At 41.1% G+C, this 13850-nt stretch carries 14 protein-coding genes; 7 read left to right on the top strand and 7 right to left on the bottom strand.

Annotated elements, in window-relative coordinates:
* Positions 1 to 24: 24 nt before the first annotated feature.
* Positions 25 to 648 (bottom strand): alpha/beta fold hydrolase, encoded by a 624-nt coding sequence (locus VB836_RS06390; RefSeq protein WP_323218540.1) that lies wholly within the window; start codon positions 646 to 648, stop codon positions 25 to 27.
* A 141-nt stretch (positions 649 to 789) separates the two neighbouring features.
* Between VB836_RS06390 and VB836_RS06385 the strand changes: the two genes are divergently transcribed.
* The 5 genes from VB836_RS06385 to VB836_RS06365 all read left to right on the top strand — a co-directional run bounded on the left by VB836_RS06385 (position 790) and on the right by VB836_RS06365 (position 5453).
* Positions 790 to 2271, top strand: coding sequence for a BCD family MFS transporter (locus VB836_RS06385; protein ID WP_323218538.1), 1482 nt, complete (start codon positions 790 to 792; stop codon positions 2269 to 2271).
* A 341-nt stretch (positions 2272 to 2612) separates the two neighbouring features.
* Complete coding sequence (gene rpsO, locus VB836_RS06380; RefSeq protein WP_046278411.1) at positions 2613 to 2882, top strand: 30S ribosomal protein S15; 270 nt, start codon at positions 2613 to 2615, stop codon at positions 2880 to 2882.
* Positions 2883 to 2947: 65 nt separating this feature from the next.
* A complete protein-coding gene (locus tag VB836_RS06375) occupies positions 2948 to 3469 on the top strand; it encodes a PAM68 family protein (RefSeq protein ID WP_323218536.1) in 522 nt (173 codons plus the stop codon).
* 131 nt (positions 3470 to 3600) lie between these two features.
* Positions 3601 to 4662: a 3-deoxy-7-phosphoheptulonate synthase gene (aroF, locus tag VB836_RS06370; protein ID WP_046278409.1), complete on the top strand. Its 1062-nt coding sequence runs from the start codon at positions 3601 to 3603 to the stop codon at positions 4660 to 4662.
* A gap of 113 nt (positions 4663 to 4775) precedes the next feature.
* Positions 4776 to 5453 (top strand): class I SAM-dependent methyltransferase, encoded by a 678-nt coding sequence (locus VB836_RS06365; RefSeq protein WP_323218534.1) that lies wholly within the window; start codon positions 4776 to 4778, stop codon positions 5451 to 5453.
* 78 nt (positions 5454 to 5531) lie between these two features.
* Here VB836_RS06365 and VB836_RS06360 read toward each other — a convergent pair whose 3' ends face one another.
* From VB836_RS06360 to VB836_RS06350, 3 genes are all read right to left on the bottom strand, one after another.
* Positions 5532 to 6050 carry a KGK domain-containing protein gene (locus VB836_RS06360; protein WP_323218533.1) on the bottom strand — a complete coding sequence of 173 codons (519 nt, stop codon included), beginning with the start codon at positions 6048 to 6050 and terminating at the stop codon, positions 5532 to 5534.
* Positions 6051 to 6070: 20 nt separating this feature from the next.
* Positions 6071 to 7003 (bottom strand): NAD-dependent epimerase/dehydratase family protein, encoded by a 933-nt coding sequence (locus VB836_RS06355; protein WP_323218532.1) that lies wholly within the window; start codon positions 7001 to 7003, stop codon positions 6071 to 6073.
* Positions 7004 to 7137: 134 nt separating this feature from the next.
* On the bottom strand, positions 7138 to 8247 hold the full coding sequence (locus VB836_RS06350; RefSeq protein ID WP_323218531.1) for an S-(hydroxymethyl)glutathione dehydrogenase/class III alcohol dehydrogenase: 1110 nt from the start codon (positions 8245 to 8247) through the stop codon (positions 7138 to 7140).
* Positions 8248 to 8531: 284 nt separating this feature from the next.
* Here VB836_RS06350 and VB836_RS06345 point away from each other — a divergent pair, with 284 nt between their 5' ends.
* Positions 8532 to 9206, top strand: coding sequence for a phosphoribosyltransferase (locus VB836_RS06345; RefSeq protein ID WP_323218530.1), 675 nt, complete (start codon positions 8532 to 8534; stop codon positions 9204 to 9206).
* A gap of 4 nt (positions 9207 to 9210) precedes the next feature.
* On the opposite strand, the gene VB836_RS30475 is transcribed toward VB836_RS06345, so the two are convergent.
* The 3 genes from VB836_RS30475 to VB836_RS06330 all read right to left on the bottom strand — a co-directional run bounded on the left by VB836_RS30475 (position 9211) and on the right by VB836_RS06330 (position 13053).
* Positions 9211 to 11373: a helix-hairpin-helix domain-containing protein gene (locus VB836_RS30475; protein ID WP_323218529.1), complete on the bottom strand. Its 2163-nt coding sequence runs from the start codon at positions 11371 to 11373 to the stop codon at positions 9211 to 9213.
* Positions 11374 to 11434: 61 nt separating this feature from the next.
* Positions 11435 to 11950 carry a GNAT family N-acetyltransferase gene (locus VB836_RS06335; RefSeq protein WP_323218528.1) on the bottom strand — a complete coding sequence of 172 codons (516 nt, stop codon included), beginning with the start codon at positions 11948 to 11950 and terminating at the stop codon, positions 11435 to 11437.
* 104 nt (positions 11951 to 12054) lie between these two features.
* Entirely contained in the window at positions 12055 to 13053 is a 999-nt protein-coding gene (locus VB836_RS06330; RefSeq protein ID WP_323218527.1) for a zinc-dependent alcohol dehydrogenase family protein, read from the bottom strand.
* A gap of 213 nt (positions 13054 to 13266) precedes the next feature.
* Between VB836_RS06330 and VB836_RS06325 the strand changes: the two genes are divergently transcribed.
* The gene (locus tag VB836_RS06325) at positions 13267 to 13818 is read left to right on the top strand and encodes a dihydrofolate reductase family protein (protein WP_323218526.1); all 552 of its coding nucleotides are present in this window, start codon (positions 13267 to 13269) and stop codon (positions 13816 to 13818) included.
* Positions 13819 to 13850: the final 32 nt, after the last annotated feature.

Raw genomic sequence — 13850 nt, 5'->3', positions numbered from 1 at the left:
CGATCTCTTCGGAGAGGCCCAAACTTAACAAGATTCTTCCGATTCTTCTTTCGTCACTTTCTCAACAAACTGAATCAATGCTTCGTGAAACTTATTCGTTGCTTTCATATAACAAGCATGACCCGCTTTGGGTAAAATAACCTTTTGAGCATTGGGCATCAATTCAACTAAAAGATCTGCCTGTTCAACCGGAACAATCCGATCATCACTCCCCCAAATTGCCAAAGTCGGGAGTAAAATTCCTCGAAGTTGCTGAGTCATTTTCAAAATTCCCACCGGAGCAACTGCCACAAACCCTTGAAGCTGTTCGGAATGCTTAACCACAAAAGACAAGCTGTAAGTTCCACTCATCGACGGAGACACTAAAACAGCCCCTTTGAGATTTAATTTATCAACCAATTTCGGTAAAAATTCAACATGATAATCGGAAATCGATTCGGACTTTCCATAACCCGGTAGATCAATCGCCACCACATGAAAACTTTTCTGAGTCAACCGCTTGAGCGTACCCAGATCTTTCCAAGTTTTAGAACTAAAACTCGATCCATGTAGAAACAACACGGACGGATATTGCGGATCTCCCCCCTCAAAATAATGAATATTTGCGGTTTGAATCTTGATCACCTTTGATATTATGGCAGGTTCCATAAAGGATTTAATATAAATAAACAAAAAGCAAGAATTACTCAGGATTTTATTGAATTATCCTAGCCTATTATATCTTATAAGCTCAGTTAGGGTTTATATTAAATTAAGAAAGTTTATCAGAATCGTTTCTACGCTTGTGCTATGGCAATCGATGGTTTACCACAATCTACCCCTTCTACCCCAGTAGATAGCCCACCAAAGCCCAAAGTTCACCTCCTCACCATGTTTCGGCTCGGTTTATTTCAGATGGGATTAGGCATTATGTCCCTGCTCACCTTGGGCGTGATCAACCGAGTGATGATCGATGAGTTAAAGGTTCCCGCTCTGATGGCCGCAGGTGCGATCGCCATGTACCAATTTGTCGCTCCCGCGAGAATTTGGTTTGGTCAGATGTCCGATGCCAAGACCCTATTCGGACACCATCGCAGTGGCTATATTTGGTTAGGTGCTATTTTCTTTACAATTCTCTCCTTCTTCGCCCTACAGGTGACTTGGCAGTTGGGAATCAGCCTACAAAATACAGGCTTGAGTAATATAACTTATGCTTGGGCAGCCCTACTCGCCCTCGTATTTGCCCTCTACGGCTTGGCTTTGAGCGCCAGTTCCACACCCTTTGCAGCGTTACTCTTTGATGTTTCCGATGAAGATAACCGCTCTAAACTGGTAAGTATTGTTTGGTCAATGTTAATGATCGGCATTGTTATCGGAGCGATTATTAGCTCAAAAATCCTCAACCGTCCCGAAGTTTGCGGCGCTGACATTCTCTCCGAAAATACCACACAAACAACTTCTGTTGTTAATATTGCTCAATTGCAATCTGTTATTAATCCCTTATTTATCCTCGTTCCAGCCATTGTTTTTGGTTTATGTTTACTCTCAACAGTAGGCGTTGAAAAGCGATTTTCCCGCTATGCTAGCCGTTCGACTGTCGTTGAACGAGAAGACCAAATTACCCTGGCTCGAGCGTTACGAATCTTAACCGCTAGCCGTCAAACGGGTTTATTTTTTACCTTCCTCCTGGTGATGAGTATTAGCCTGTTTATGCAGGATGCCGTACTCGAACCCTATGGCGGCGAAGTCTTTGAAATGTGTATTTCCGAAACCACCCAACTCAACGCCTTTTTTGGAATGGGAACCTTAGCCGGAATTGCTTCAACAGGCTTTTTAATTACTCCCCGTTTAGGCAAGAAAAATACCGTTAAAGTCGGCTGTATTGGCACGATTATTTGTTTAAGTCTATTTATCACTGCTGGCGTCGTCGCTGACCCCCAAATGCTGAAAGGCGGGTTACTGCTGTTTGGAGTGGCTTCAGGAGTCCTGACAGCAGGCGCTATTGGTTTAATGCTTGATCTGACTGCTGCTGAAACAGCCGGGACTTTTATCGGTGCCTGGGGACTCGCTCAGTCGATGGCGCGAGGAATAGCAACTTTAATGGGAGGCGCTGTGTTAGATTTAGGTCGAACAATATTTTCGGTTCCTGTACTCGCTTATAGTCTCGTCTTTGCGGTGCAAGCTGTCGGGATGATGATTGCCATTTCTCTACTCAGTCGCGTTAATATTCGGGAGTTCCAAGAAAATGCTCAAAAAGCGATCGCTACAGTCTTAGAAAGTGAATTAGATTAATATATATAAAAACTTTCTGTCTGCACTAAAGTTGGCGATTTTTGAATCTAGGTATCTCTCCCTTTGGCCGCGCGTCAAAGAATAAAGGGGTTGACAACCCGGAGCGCGATCGCTTAAAATGATGTTGTGGGGTTAACCTGAAGCTACGCATGACTAATACATCAACAATAATTCCACAACTCAAACAAAACAGGTAAATCAAACTCAGTGAGCAGTGCGCCTCCTGTGACGCAACAACCCCGCCAGTCGTTGGCCAGTACCCTAAGCTTATACTCAAGTCTAATAGAATATGATAGGATTAACAATTGTGTAAATTTAGCAACTAAGTACAATTTCAAGCCATGAGTCTGACCCAAGAACGTAAACAAGAAATCATCACCGACCACCAAGTACACGGAACCGATACCGGATCGGCTGAAGTACAAGTCGCTCTGCTCACCGAACGGATTAACAAACTCAGCGCCCACCTCAAGCAAAACAAAAAAGACTACTCCTCCACCCGAGGACTCCTGAAAATGATCGGACATCGCAAGCGTTTGTTAGCGTTTATTCGCAATGGAGACAATGATAAATATCGCGCCCTAATTCAACGCTTGGGAATTCGGGGATAAGTCCGACTGTCTCAATACCTTTAAAGTTCATCCCGCCCACACCCAATTTCAGAGGGAATCTTGCCATGTCTTCCGAACGCCCACGCCAACGTCTACCCTTTGAACCCGCTAAAAATCGCAAAAAAGCGGCTGATCAATCCCAACCGACCGAACCGGAAACCCCAAAAAATCCCCCAGCCCTTTCAACTCGCAAGTCGGAGAAGAAACAATCACCGGAACCGGCCAAAAAACGCTCTGCTTCTCGGGAAGAAAGCACAATTCCCGAAATCGTCAGTCAGAGGATGCTGTTTCGGATGGCTTTATTATCCGGCGTACCGCTATTCATGGCAATCAGCATCTTTATCGGGAGCTACTTTATTATCGTCAATGAAGTATTTATCCTCCCCAATACAGCCGTTTTATTAGCGAGTTTGGGTTGTTTTGGCTTAAGCGTTCTGGGATTGAGTTACGGAATATTCTCCACGTCTTGGGATGAAGATCGCCCAGGAGGCATTGTGGGTTGGCAAGAGTTTAAACTGAACATAGGCCGGACTGTACAAGCCTGGAAAGAAGCTCGACAAGAAAGTAGAGCAAAAATTAAGAATTAAAAACGGAAAAATTAAGGTGTGGGTCATACGCTAAAGTGATCTTTATAAAAGCAGCGGCCGGGTGTTGAGATGTTAGGAACTTCCAACGCCCCACCCATGACTCAAATTAACCATAGACCCCATAGCAATAAATGATTATTGTAATGAAAGTCGGCTCACCCGAAGCCGAAATTGAACGCTTAAGCGAAGACTTGAAGACCACTTGGAATGTTACCCCCGAAAAAATCGTGGGTCAGCATAAAGTTGTCATTGGTTTAGTCGGAGAAACTGCCGACCTAGACCCCTTGCAACTCCAAGAAATGAGTCCGTTTATTGAACAGGTGTTACGGGTCGAAAAACCCTTCAAACGCGCTTGTCGGGAGTATCGTCACGGAGAAGCTAGCGAAGTCGCAGTTCCGACCCCCGCAGGTACCGTTTATTTTGGTGAACATCATCCCCTCGTGATTACGGCAGGCCCCTGTTCGGTCGAAAACGAAGAAATGATCGTCGAAACCGCTAAACGAGTCAAAGCCGCAGGTGCAAAGTTTCTGCGCGGGGGTGCCTACAAACCTCGGACTTCTCCCTACGACTTCCAAGGACATGGGGAAAGCGCCTTACACCTATTAGACGCCGCTCGTCAAGCAACCGGCTTAGGGATCATTACCGAACTCATGGACGCCGAAGACCTGGAAGTATTGGGGAAATTCGCCGATATCATCCAAATTGGCGCCCGCAATATGCAAAACTTCTCCCTCCTCAAAAAAGTTGGCGCTCAAGACAAACCTGTATTGTTGAAGCGCGGAATGTCCGCCACCATTGAAGAGTGGATCATGGCAGCCGAATATATCTTAGCCGCCGGAAATCCTAATGTGATTCTCTGTGAACGGGGAATTCGGACGTTTGATCGCCGCTACACTCGCAATACTTTAGACTTGTCTGTAATTCCCGTATTGCGATCGCTGACTCACTTACCGATTATGATTGATCCCAGTCATGGTACTGGTTTAGCAGAATACGTTCCAGCGATGGCGATGGCGGCTGTTGCTGCGGGAACCGATGCGTTGATGATCGAAGTTCATCCTAACCCCGCTAAAGCCCTTTCTGACGGCCCACAATCCTTGACTCCTGAGCGATTTGATCGTTTGATGGAAGAAATGGCGGTAATTGGGAAAGCCGTTAATCGTTGGCCCCAACAACAACCTGTTTTAGCCTAGATTTTCACCCAATACAGGCGACAGCAGTCTGCCCCCCTTGGTCAGGGCTGTTTCATTTTACAAAATTGGGGAGTCAATTCGACTCCCCAATTTTCAGTTACTATTAAACGATCATGTCTGAAAATAACCTTGAAGCCCTTAGAAATAAAATCGTTTCTCTCGCAACAGAATCTCTAAAAAATAACGATGCGACGGGATGGTTTGAAACCGTGTATACTGACGCAGAAGGTGATACTTCTCAAGTTCCCTGGGCGCGTTCACAACCTCATCCTTATCTACAAGATTGGTTAGGGAAATATCCCCCAAAAACAGACGGAAAAACGGCGATTGTGATTGGTTGCGGGTTAGGCGATGATGCTGAAGCGTTGGCAAAATTAGGCTTTAAAGTAACAGCGTTTGATATCTCTCCGACGGCGATTTCTTGGTGTCATCAACGTTTTCCTGATTCCGAGGTTAATTATTTTGTTGGGGATTTATTTAACCTTGATTCTAGTTTACAACATAGTTTTGATTTTGTGTTTGAATGTCGCACCATTCAAGCGTTACCTCTGAATATGCGTTCAGATAGTATTCAAGCTATTTCTTCGTTAGTTGCAGAGAATGGTACATTAATCGTTATTACTCGTTATCGGGATAGTGAAAATGAACCCGATGGCCCGCCCTGGCCGTTATCTGAGGGGGAATTATCGCAGTTTAAACAGTTAGGTTTAGAAGAAATTCGCCGAGATCGTTTTATTGAAGAAGATAAACCGGGAGTTGTACAATTTCGCCTACAATATCAACGGCTTTAATAAAAACCCGGTTTCTTCGAGAAACCGGGTTTTTGGGATGTACCGCCACAGAGGGCGCAAGGCTTGCGCCCCTACGGTTTATGATTCTAGGTTCTGTTTTCTAAATTCGTCTAATGATGTTTCGATGTCTGATAGCGGTGGTTCGTCTGTTGCAAATTCCAGTTTAAGTTCGTTTATTTTAGCATTAATATTACCCCCATTATTAGTTATTTTTACATCAGAAAATATCCTTAACTTACCTAACTCCCATTCTTTAGTATTTAAGTTTAAGAGTTTACAATCCATTCCTTCTGTCGGAAAGGTGAATTGAAAATTACTCATACTAATTTTCACATTTTGTTCTTCACCAATAATAAGACCTTTAAGAAAAGATGATTGAATACTATACGAAGTATTTCCTGGTTTTTCAACTAATTTTTGATATAGTTTTTTAGAAATTAGTTGTTTCAACCTAGCAACAGTAAAAGTATCCTGATTAATCATCAAGATAGTAGTGTCATCATTTAATAATTCAAACTGACTCATATTAAACCCTATAAAATGATCTGTAGGGGCGCAAGGCTTGCGCCCTGAATTGGCATCCGAAATTGCGCCCAAAACTTACCAGATATGGTGCGTTACTTAACTGCGTTGATAATTTCGTCGTCTAAACTAAAATCAACCTCAGCTTTATCTGACATCTGATAATCATTTTGAAACGAATCTTTTAACCCCGAAATTAAATCATATTCCGGTTGCCAATTTAACTCGTTCATCGCTTTGTGAACATCCGCAAAGAAATGTTGAAGCCGCAGAGGAAAAGGCTTTTGTTTGCCAAAATCAAACTGTTTGGGGTCGTAATGAATGATGTTTAAATCTTCTGCTGATTTCCCCGCAGCAACCGCACAAGCACCCGCCAAACCATCAAAAGTAACATAGCGATCGCCAGAGATATTATACACCTGACCGATGGCATTTTCATTCCCTAATACGGCAACCATTGCCTTTGCTAAATCTTTCACATGACCTAACTGAGTAATATGCACTCCGTTACCGGGAATAGGAATAGGACGATTTGCAACAATGCGATCAAAAAACCAAGATTCTAAGGGGTTATAATTTTGAGGGCCGTAAATATAAGTTGGGCGAATAGATGTCCAGGGTAATTGCTGTTCTTGTAGATAAGTTTCGGTTTCGTATTTGCCTAAATGACGGCTTTTTGGGTCGGTTTTATCGCCTTCAACATGAGGCATTTCAGGAGATTTTAAATACACTCCAGCCGAACTCATATAGACAAAATGTTTGACTTTTCCTTTGAATAAATCTGCGAGGGGTTTGGTATCGCTGAGTTCCCGTCCATTGTTATCAAAAATCGCATCAAAGTTTTCATTAGCTAGTTTTTCTTTAATTTGATTGGCGTCGGTTCTATCGCCATGTATTTGTTGAATTCCTTCTACGGGGGCGGGTTTATTTCCTCGGTTAAATAATACGACTTCGTGACCTTGTTCGACTAAGATTTTCGTTAAGTAAACGCCGATAAAACGGGTTCCGCCCATGACTAAAATTCGCATTTTTATGTCCTTTTTATGTTGTGTGTTGTTTTCAGTCTATTTTGATTTTACTATAAGTAGAAGGTGTAAAACCGTCAAGTTCTAAAAACCCGGTTTCTTTGAGAAACCGGGTTTTTAGTTTTTAGTCAATTTTTTTAGTAGGTTAAAACCGTGCGAATTGATTCTCCTTTGTGCATTAAATCAAACGCATCGTTAATTTGTTCAATGGGTAATACATGGGTAATCAAATCATCAATATTAATTTTACCTTCCATATACCAATCGACAATTTTAGGAACGTCTGTTCGTCCTCTAGCGCCTCCAAATGCTGAACCTTTCCAAACTCGTCCGGTGACTAATTGAAAGGGTCGGGTGCTAATTTCTTGTCCGGCACCTGCGACGCCAATAATCACACTCACGCCCCAACCTTTATGACAGCATTCTAAGGCTTGACGCATGACGTTAACATTACCAATACATTCAAAGCTGTAGTCAGCGCCGCCTTTGGTTAATTCAACTAAATAGGGAACTAAATCTCCTTCAATTTCTTTGGGGTTAACAAAATGCGTCATGCCAAATTTTTCAGCAATTTCTCGTTTTGCGGGGTTAAGATCAACGCCAACAATCATGTTAGCCCCGACCATTTTTGCCCCTTGAATCACATTTAAACCAATGCCACCTAAGCCAAAAACAACGACGTTTGATCCGGGTTCAACTTTAGCGGTATTAATAACAGCGCCGATACCTGTTGTTACGCCACAACCGATATAACAAACTTTGTCAAAAGGGGCATCTTCCCGAATTTTTGCCACCGAAATTTCGGGTAATACGGTATAATTTGAAAAGGTAGAAGTTCCCATGTAGTGATGAATTTTTTCGCCCTTAATTGAAAACCGACTGCTACCATCGGGCATCAATCCTTTGCCTTGGGTTGAACGAATGGCTTGACAAAGATTGGTTTTCATGCTGAGGCAATATTCACATTGGCGACATTCCGGCGTGTAGAGGGGAATGACGTGATCGCCGGGTTTGACGCTTTTGACATCCGGCCCGACTTCAACGACGACTCCCGCCCCTTCATGGCCGAGAATTGTCGGAAACAGCCCTTCTGGGTCGGCGCCGGAGAGGGTGTAGGCGTCGGTGTGACAGACACCAGTGGCTTTAATTTCAACCAATACTTCTCCGGCTTTGGGGCCTTCGAGTTGGACTGTTTCTAAACTTAACGGTTTGCCCGCTTCCCAAGCAATGGCGGCTTTTACATCCATAGTTAATCTCTCGCTGCATTGTAATTATAAAACTTCAACGGTGGGATGAGTTCAAAAAACTTAAATTTTTGTTTGAGAAACTCGGTTAATTAATTTAGATTATTTGCTATGAATTGAGTTTAGGCGTGAAAATTTGTTAAAATAAATAGAGACAGACTGAAGTTAGGATTCGCTACATCAAGTTTATTTTGAATAGGTTGCTAGGGCTATATTTTAGTTTTGTAATCTATCGGTCGGTAGAAAACACACAGTAATAACAGAGGTCAAAAGAGAGGTAAGTCAAAATGACTATGCAACAATTTAAAAATCGAACTGAAGCAGGTTGCTTACTCGCATCTCGCCTGAGAGAATATGGAAATCGTTGTGATGTATTGGTGTTAGGTTTGCCGCGTGGAGGAGTTCCGGTTGCTTATGAAATTGCGCGATCGCTTCATCTTCCATTAGATGTCTGTTTAGTTCGTAAACTGGGAGTTCCTGCCCATAAAGAACTGGCAATGGGTGCAATAGGACAGGGAAACGCGATGACTCTTAATAAAGATATTATAGCAGATTGGCGAGTTTCTCCGCTAGATTTTGAGACGGTTTTAGCAGAAGAAAAACAAGAGTTACAACGACGTTATCATCTCTATTGTCAAGGGCGATCCCCTCTGAATTTACAAGATAAAATAGTAATTTTAGTCGATGATGGTGTAGCAACAGGTTCAACCCTTTTTGCCGCGATTGAAGTGATGCGATCGCATCAACCCAAAGCCATTGTTGTCGCGGTTCCTCTCGCGCCTCCAGCAACCTGTCAAAAGTTGAAAGAACAAGTCAGTAAAGTCATCTGTTTAGTACAGCCTAAACGTCTGAGTGCCATTAGTTTTTGGTATGAAGATTTTTCTCAAACTTCTGATGAAGAAGTGCAGGAACTCCTCTCAAAATCTCAGCGAGAATTATCGAGTTTATCGGATTTAAACTAAACGATTACTTGAGATAGATCAGTAGATTTAATCCCGGAATTGTACGAGAAAGTGTCCAAAATAAGAGAATGAGATAAAGAACACCTAAACCCCACTGATACCAGACTAAACTGGCAATTAATCCGGGTAGGTGTTCATCTCTTAAACGCAGATCATTAAAGCCAAATTTCAGAAAATTATTGAGGCTAAAATCATAATAATTTAGCCAATTCCAGCGTGTATCCCAGAGAATGGACATATAGCGATCGCGAAAGAAAACAAATCTCGGCATTAGCGGTAATCGCCCGATCATTAATCGCAGTTGTCGTTGACTGGCATCTTCGGTAAGATAAGATAAATCTAATAGGTTATGATGGCGTCTTTTGTAATAAAGAAATCCCAACAAAGCACCCGGAATGGGAACAATAAAAGCGGCTAAACAGAGTACAGTTAAAATCGGGTGACTCGAAGCACTAAAGATTTGAGTTAAACCCATAGAAGTCAATATTCCATAACTCGCTAACATCCACAGGCTTTCTGAAAATGTCGGTAAAATGGGGATTGGGTGTCGCCGTCTGACTCGATCTACAAACCAAAATATTAAGCCAAAATAAGCAATGGCAACGATACCCACGCCTGAGACTAATTCAAAACGGGTTCCATAGCCGCTTAAGAGTAATAATACACTCAATTCAACCCAATGTAAAGCCGTGTCAAAACTTGTGAATAACGGGATAATATAGCTATCAAGAATGACTTGTTTCCATCCAATTTTTACATCTTCTTCTCTGTCTCCCTGATAACGATTAGCCACGACGCGATCATAAACTTTGATATAAGTGGCTAAATCAATTTTATCTAGCTTTAAAATTTCCGTTAAGTTTCTAAAAGGCTGTTTGATTCTTGCATTAAAAATAGCATCAGCTTGTTCAGAAGTAAATCCAGCGTAGATTAACCGAGAAATAGAGGCGGTATTTATATCAATTCCAAAAATATTTCGTTTGAATTGTTGAAGTAATAGTTTAGCTTTCAAATATTCAATTTTATTCGCATCTCCGATCTGTTCTTGTTGACGGAAATTTTGAATTAAATTCCGAAGTAAGTTTTCATTTCCTTGTAACTTTTTGACGGAAAGTATCTCACCAATAATACCCGGATCACCCATGATTTTCGCTGAATTCGAGTCAAACATTAAATCAGAAACATTGATTTCTGTTAATAGTCCAAACCCAGAATCACTAAAATCAATCACACCTTGAATACTGGCTTCTCGCAGACTAAAATCTTGATTAAACCGAGTATCGCGAAAATCAACAGATTGTTCAAAAATGGCTTGTTGAAAACTCAAAGAATGAGTGAAGCGAGACTTTGAAAAAAGGACTCGATCTTGCCACCTAGATTCACTAAAATCGGCTTCTCCATCCCCAAAAATACTTTTAAAATTAGCAAAGGCTTGAAAATGAGCTTGATTAAAACTGACATCTTGAAACGTGCTATCCTCAAAATTGGTAAATGCTTGAAAATTTGCTTGGTTGAATTTTGCTTTAGTTAAAAAGACTGCATCTGTAAACTTTGTTTTTTGTTGAAATATAGCTTTTGTAAAGTTTGCAATTTCATTAAATCGCGTTTCAGTAAAAGTAGTTTCCTCTTGAAAGATTGCCTCTTGAGCGTCTATTCCGCGTAATAAAAAGGCTTTTTTAAAATCAACATTACCTTGGAATTCTGTATTTTTGCATTTGAGACGACTGCGAATAACCGTAATTTTAGGAAGTGTTACAGCCGTATTATTTTCTGATTGATTTATCAGCGAAAATTGAGCTTTTTCTGAAGTTAATATTGTCAGTTCATCTGCGGAAAAAATAGACAATAATGTTTCTTTGAGTAAAGGAACTCTAACGCCCATTTTACTCGCTAGAAAGTCTCCTTTAATCGTCGAGTTACTGAGATTTAAACCCACTTTATTTTCAGATTGATTGAGTGCCGCTTGAATTTGCTGATAAAATTGTTGACTAAACTCTGCATTTTTTTCTCGTAAATCAATGATAAAGTTTTCTAGATCAATCAGAGATGTACCCTCTGTATTAACGGGATTTTGGACTCTTTCTTGTAAGATTTCTAGGGTTAAGGGGATTTTCTCACTGGGGGAGTTGACAGCCAAGACTGGAGAATAACTCCAAACCCATATCATTAATACAACTATTGTTAAAATCCAAAGCTTTATCTGTTTTAAAAATAACTGATTAAAAGCATCAAAGATATTGTTTAGGCAAAGGTTCTTCTTCAACTTTGTAGACTTTAAATCCTCGTTTAAGATAATTATCCAAAGCATAAATATTATCAAGATTACAAGTATGCACCCAAAGACGTTGTGTATTTTGATTCCAAGCTTTTGTGATCCCATAACTGAGTAAATATTTCCCTAAGCCCCGACCACAATAACCCGAACGTAAACCAAAATAAGCAATTTCCGTAGAACTTTCACACTGACTTAATTCAATATAACCTGCGGGCGCTCCATTGACATACAAAACATCAATACTGGTTCCCGCATCTGCTAAAATATCAGTAAGTTGCTGATCACTTAATAATAAGCGATCGCGCCAACGCCAAGCGTTTCCCACCCGATCATACAAAAAGCGGTAAAATTCCAGATCGGGCGTTTCCAAGGGAAAGATAGTAATTCCTTGAAGATTCTCAAGAATAGCAGGTTTAAACTCTGCTGGATCAGTCATTTCTAGATAAGTAGTAATTAACTTTTCCGACATCTGTTTGTGATCCTTGACATTGAAAAGGAGCGTGAATTTAGGTATCCTCGCTCCTTGATAATTGTATCATCAAAAAAGCACATCAAGAAGTTTAAAACTTAAAATCAATCCATTGTTAATACAACTTTTCCGGTCATTCCTCCCGCTTCTAATTTTTCATGCGCTTTCGCAGCTTCCGCCAACGGATAAACATGATTCACATGAATTCTAAGCTTTCCTTCATCCATTAAACGCCCACATTGTTGTAGAATTTTCGCTTGATCTTTTTGTTCATCAATTAACCCTTGCAACATGGGTGTGAGCATCAATTCCAAACCGATTCTGAGATTCCGTTTACGGGCTTCCTTCAAATTTCCTAAACTCGTATCGGGTTCTAAAATAGTCACCAAATCCCCATACAGTTTAACCGCTTCTATTGTTTTGAAAAAAGTGTCTTGACCGACGGTATCAAAAGCCAAATCAACCCCTTCTCCATCCGTCCAGTCCAACACTCGTTGAACAAAATTTATCTGTTTATAATCTATGACCAAATCTGCACCCAACTGACGAACAAAATCAGCATTTTCCGGCGAAACTGTTGTCGCAACTTCCGCCCCTTGCAACTTTGCTAATTGTATCGCCACATGACCAACACCCCCCGCTCCCGCATGAATTAAAACTCGTTGTCCGTGTTGCAATTTTCCGCGATCATAAAGAGATTCCCAAGCTGTAATTAACACCAAAGGCGCCGCCGCCGCTTCTACAAAACTCAGAGATTGTGGTTTTTTGCTGACAAACTTTTCATCAACAACCGTCAACTCCGCATAGTTTCCCGTTTCATCACCCAACCCACCGTCACAAAAATAAACCTCGTCGCCCACCTGAAATTTTTCGACCCCTTTACCCACTGCTTCAACCACACCCGCGCCATCACATCCTAGAATAGCGGGCATTTTTTCTGGGTAAAATGTTCCTCGGCTACGGAGTTTCGTGTCAATGGGGTTGACTCCTGCGGCTTTCAGACGAACCAAAAGTTCTGTATCGGCTTTAATTTTCGGTTCTGCTACCTCCTTCAGCGTGAGAACATCCGGCGCCCCTGGTTTAGTCATCACAATGGCTTTCATAATGATTTTATCTTCTGATTGAGCAGTATCTAAGAATAAATCTACCGCTTTTTTGCAGTCCTGTAGAGGGGGGACGAACACTCAAAATATCAGAGACAATCAGCAAAAAGTTGTATTATTATTGTAGTACAGCCGGAATGAAATCACTGATATCCGATAGTTCAAGGGAGATTTACCAAGATTAACTTAAAGTTCAAAAATAGAGGTCTAACAATGCGAAAATTAAAATATTATGTGGCAACTAGCGTAGATGGATTTATTGCTCACGAAGATGGTTCATTTGATGGTTTTCTCTTTGAAGGTGAACAGGTCAGCGATTATTTAAACTCGTTGAAAGACTTTGATATTGTATTGATGGGACGCAAAACCTATGAAGTCGGTTTAAAAGAAGGTAAAACGAACCCTTACCCAATGATGAAAAGTTATGTGTTCTCGCGGACAATTAAAGAAAGTCCTGATAAAAATGTTGAAATCGTCTCAGAAAATATTATCGAACTCGTTAAAAGTTTAAAACAGGAAACAGGTAAAGACATTTACCTTTGTGGTGGTGCGAATATAGCCACAACCCTGTTTGACGCGAATTTGATTGATGAAGTGATAATTAAATTAAATCCTTTTTTGATGGGTTCTGGGATTCCTTTGTTTTCAGGAAAAATCCAACAAACAGCCTTAGAACTTACCCACAGCAAAATTTATGATAATGGAGTTTTGTTTTTGTATTATCAGGTAAAAACCCAAGAATATAGCCCTCTGCGATCGCGATAACTGTACATCCGAAAAACCCGGTTTCTCAATAG

This window comes from Limnoraphis robusta BA-68 BA1, from assembly GCF_034932365.1.
Taxonomy (GTDB): Bacteria; Cyanobacteriota; Cyanobacteriia; order Cyanobacteriales; family Microcoleaceae; genus Capilliphycus; species Capilliphycus robustus.
This window is presented reverse-complemented; position numbering and strand designations above follow the sequence as displayed.